We start from the raw sequence: 4,346 nt of genomic DNA on the forward strand, positions 1-4,346 counted from the left end.
GCATCTCCTCTCGCTGCCCCTCCCGTCTCCGATGATCGAAGACATCTAAGGGGGCTGCCGAGGGGGTCAACTTTGGACGCTGATTTCATCCAAAGAGGGGTCAATATTCCATGCTGATCAACAATTATTACGGTAATATACTGAATTCATGCGACTTATTGGCTGGTGACAAAGGTGACACTTGAAATGTATCCTTTCAAAATCGTGCAGTTCGTCCATTGAAGGCCTGGGCCAGGACATTTGGACATATATGGTGCATCAATTGTAATAAATTCGATCCAGGCAAGAAAACATCGCCCGTTCACCGCCGACGGCAATCTTGGTTTGCCTTGATGCGAAAAAAAACATGGTCTGGACGGGATCTGTACTAATTCCAGCCGGCTTGCGGCAAGATATTACAGATTCTATTTAATCATCTAGCAGAGATATAAATGAACATTGTATGGTTTAAAAAGCGCTTAATAACGATATATTCCTGGAAATATATTATATTTGCATTGATAATACTTGTATGGTGTTTTGCGATATGGATTACTTCTGGAATTTTAGCAACGCGTCGCATTGACCTAGTTGTAAAGCGTGAACGCCAAATAGCCCAGTCAACAGCAGATAATATCGCTGCAAATATCTACCAAAGGCTTAGCCAAGTTAAAAACATACCTGTTGTGATGGCGTTTGACCCCTCAATTGCGTCGGTACTAGATAGTTTTTTTCCGGACAATAAATCGTCAACCCTGCAGATCAATCAAAAAAGAGACTTATTTCTTGCTGATCCAGAGCTAAACGCAATGACAGAGCGTCTGAATGAAATCCGCAGTAAAATAAATTTACATACAATTTTTATTCTTAATGCCGCTGGCGATTGCATCGCAGCAGGAAAGCCGCCAGAAAACCCTATTTTTATAGGGGAAAACTACTCTGATCGTCTGTATTTTTTTTCAGCTCAAAAAGGCATTAACGGCCGACAGTTCGCGGTCGGTCGAACAGACCGTGTAAATGCATTGTTCTATTCTAAGCCAGTACTGGTGTCTGGACGATTCATTGGGGCGATCGTATCCAGGATCAATATCAATAATCTTACAAATCTGACATTAGATCAAGGAGTCTTCGTAACCGATGAGAATGGAGTCGTTGTCCTGGCAGAAGATCGCAATATTTTAATGAAAACATTGCCTGGATCCACCGTCTTAAAGTTGCCCGAAAAAGATCTTAAAACGGTCTACAGGCAAGATAAATTGGAAATTTTAAATATACTCCCGTGGCAACTAGATGGCGCGAGTGACGCTGTGCAATGGGAAAATAGCGAGTATCCATTTGTTTATGCTCATTCCGTTGTTAACAATGAACCAGTAACGGTCAATGTTCTTCGGGACTTAAAAGAAATAGTAGAGATTCAACACGAAAGAGTCATCTGGACTGTCCTGGTTTCTGGCGTAGGAATACTTTCACTGCTGCTTGTCGCTGGAATAGCACTATATATTTTCTCAGTCTCAAAACATCGGCAAGAATTATTATGTCTAAACGAAAGACTGAATTTAGAAGCGCGTACGGATGCATTGACAGGCTGTGCTAATCGCCGCAATTTCTTTGAATTGCTCGAATCAGAACGGCAGCGAGGGATTCGATATTCTTTTCCGTTTAGCATGCTCAGTCTTGATATTGATCACTTCAAGAGAATTAACGATCTCTATGGGCACCCAAGAGGAGATCAAGTGCTATGTCATTTTGTTTCCATAATCGGGAAAAACCTTCGTCTCACAGATCGGATTGGACGAGTTGGAGGAGAAGAGTTTAATATTCTATTGCCACAAACTGTAAAATCTGAAGCCAATTTGATTGCGGAAAGAATAAGGGAGGAGGTCGAAAGATCTCCTGCGCTTTATGAACAAATGGTGATATCATTTACCGTCAGTATAGGCGTGGCTCAATGGCAGCTTGAAAAAAAAGAAACCGTAAATGATTTTATTAGTCGAAACGATAAAGCTTTGTACGAAGCAAAGCAGAGAGGTCGAAATCAAGTCGTGGTGGATGAAGGAGACACGCTCTAGCGAAAGTAAAAAAGTTAATAGTCCACGATTGAGAGATCAACTCCTAGCATCTTGATCTGGGTGTCGGGAGAGTATCTCTCGACACCTTGCGTATCAGGGCTGGGATTTCTACCCCTCCCCTTGGTCTCTCTGGACCTGCCCCGTCCTCTCCCCCAGCCGCCGGCCCGGACACCCCCTGGATTCGCGCGGTAGGCCCCCTTCCTGGGCCGTTCCCCTGGACCTGGGGTCTTTGTCCCCCTGGGCCTTCCCCTCTCCTGGGTGGGCTTCCTAGGCTGAAAGCCCGATTTCCCTTGGGGTAGTGCCAGCACCTAGTTTGACTTAAGGTGAACCGAATCGAGGGACTGGGAGTTGGGGCTTTTCTATGCTTTGCCTTGCGCACTTCATGGGAATTGTGTGATAATCTAAAGACTTTTGATGGTCATAGTTTTGAGACCCAGGTAGTGCAGGATGCGTGCTGACGACTATTCAATAATCATATCAGATGCTTGAAAAATCATCTTTTCGGACACTTGATACTCTATTCAAGCGGTCCTTCGCCCACCCCCGACCTCTTGACTGAAATTCCAACGATCCCCTCTCCGTTTTTATAGAACAGCTATCTATATGTTTTTATTTGATAAATTTAAATAAATTCCGACTGTTTTAAGGGGGGATCGCTGGAAAGATATTCAAGCAATCCTCCTCGCCGCCCCTGTCAGCTGGTCTCCAAAATCCGTTGCCGGTGCTGAGGAAAACATCTAACCTTTCCACTGCTATCCTTTGCGCTAGACTCACTTTGGTCTGTCTGGCCTGGATGGGCATGGGTTTTCGCACATCAGATTATTTTGCGGCCCAGAGCAAAGTGACTTTTATCAATGAATTCAGGTAGGATGGGAAATCCTGAAAGCCAGCCATGCAAGAGGGGCGCTCCATGAGCCAGCAGTATCAGCCGCCATTCTCCATCACGCCAGCCATCGTCACCCATGTCGGCAAGATCAGCGAAGCCGTCGGGCGGTTAACCATCCTCCGTGAACAGACAATATCGCTCCGGTTGCGGCGCATCAACCGAGTGCGCACCATACGCGGGTCGTTAGCTATCGAAGGGAATACCCTCACCGAAGCGCAGGTTACGGCCATCCTGGACGGGAAACGGGTCATTGCGCCACCCCGGGAAGTCCAGGAAGTGCGTAATGCTCTTGCTGCCTATGAGCGCTTTGACGATTGGAATCCTGGTGCTGAAAAGGATTTGTTGGAAGCGCATCGCATCCTGATGTCCGGTCTTATCGATGAGGCCGGAACCTATCGCCATGGTGGGGTCGGCGTGATGGAAGGTCCCCATGTCATCCACATGGCCCCGCCGGCGGATCGCGTTCCAGCGCTGATGGGAGATCTTTTTCACTGGCTGGCTACGAGTGATGCGCATCCACTGATCGCCAGTTCTGTCTTCCACTACGAGTTTGAGTTCATCCACCCCTTCGCCGATGGAAATGGTCGCATGGGACGGTTGTGGCAGAGCCTTGTTTTGGCCCGTTGGAATACCTTGTTTGCCGATCTCCCGGTGGAAAATCTGGTCTTTGAGCATCAATCCGAGTATTATCAAGCTTTGCAGGAAAGCACGCAAAAAACGGACTGTTCTCCCTTTATCGAGTTTATGCTCACGATGATTTTCGACGCGGTTGTTACCTCTGCCCCCCAAGTCACCCCTCCAGTCACCCCCCAAGTCGGCCAGCTGTTGATGGTCATGGACGGCGAAATGTCCCGGGAAGCGTTGCAAGACTTACTTCGTTTGCAAGACCGGAAATCATTTCGAGCCCGCTATCTCAGACCAGCCCTGGCGGATGAATTCATTGAAATGACCATCCCTGACAAACCTAATAGCCCCCTGCAGCGATATCAAATCACGGAGAAAGGGCGACAGTGGCTGCAACTTCGTCGGGAACGATAGACAACCAGGCAAGAAGTGTAGGCCTTTTACAACTGTTGCGACAACGTATGTCTATTGTACAAAGCAATAATCCACTCATCTCGGAACTCGATGAGCTGCATCGACTACGAAATGAGAATATCTATCTCAAGAAATTGCTCGCTCGACACGGCGTATCGTGGGAAGAAAGGCCTACGATTGGGGCGAAATCATCTTCTGTAGAATGTCTGTCCGTACAAACTCCTAAGAAGGCTGCTGACAAAATTGCTGTCAAGGGCGGAGAGAAAGTGTACCGGCTGGCCGGAGTAAAAGTGTACCACCCGTTGTCAGAGAAAGGGCCCCGAGGGGCCCTTTCTGTCGATTTGATATCTCGGTTCTTTACCTTGGGGAAGGCT

General features: G+C 47.3%; 3 protein-coding genes. All 3 read left to right on the forward strand.

The annotated features are described in order from the left end of the window. The first annotated feature begins 431 nt into the window (after positions 1-431). Positions 432-2,048, forward strand: coding sequence for a sensor domain-containing diguanylate cyclase (locus GTA51_RS20020; protein ID WP_160964254.1), 1,617 nt, complete (start codon positions 432-434; stop codon positions 2,046-2,048). Between the two features lie 910 nt (positions 2,049-2,958). Further along, the gene (locus GTA51_RS20025) at positions 2,959-3,972 is read left to right on the forward strand and encodes a Fic family protein (RefSeq protein ID WP_160964255.1); all 1,014 of its coding nucleotides are present in this window, start codon (positions 2,959-2,961) and stop codon (positions 3,970-3,972) included. Between the two features lie 47 nt (positions 3,973-4,019). Beyond that, a partial coding sequence (locus tag GTA51_RS20770) for a hypothetical protein (protein WP_211922674.1) occupies positions 4,020-4,346 on the forward strand: 327 nt, incomplete at its 3' end.

This window comes from Solidesulfovibrio aerotolerans, from assembly GCF_009856865.1.
Lineage (GTDB): Bacteria > Desulfobacterota > Desulfovibrionia > Desulfovibrionales > Desulfovibrionaceae > Solidesulfovibrio > Solidesulfovibrio aerotolerans.

What these genes read in the sequence shown, in the direction of transcription:
- GTA51_RS20020 (WP_160964254.1), top strand. Translation starts at nt 432, where the DNA reads ATGAACATTGTATGGTTTAAAAAGCGCTTAATAACGATATATTCCTGG.
- GTA51_RS20025 (WP_160964255.1), top strand. Translation starts at nt 2,959, where the DNA reads ATGAGCCAGCAGTATCAGCCGCCATTCTCCATCACGCCAGCCATCGTC.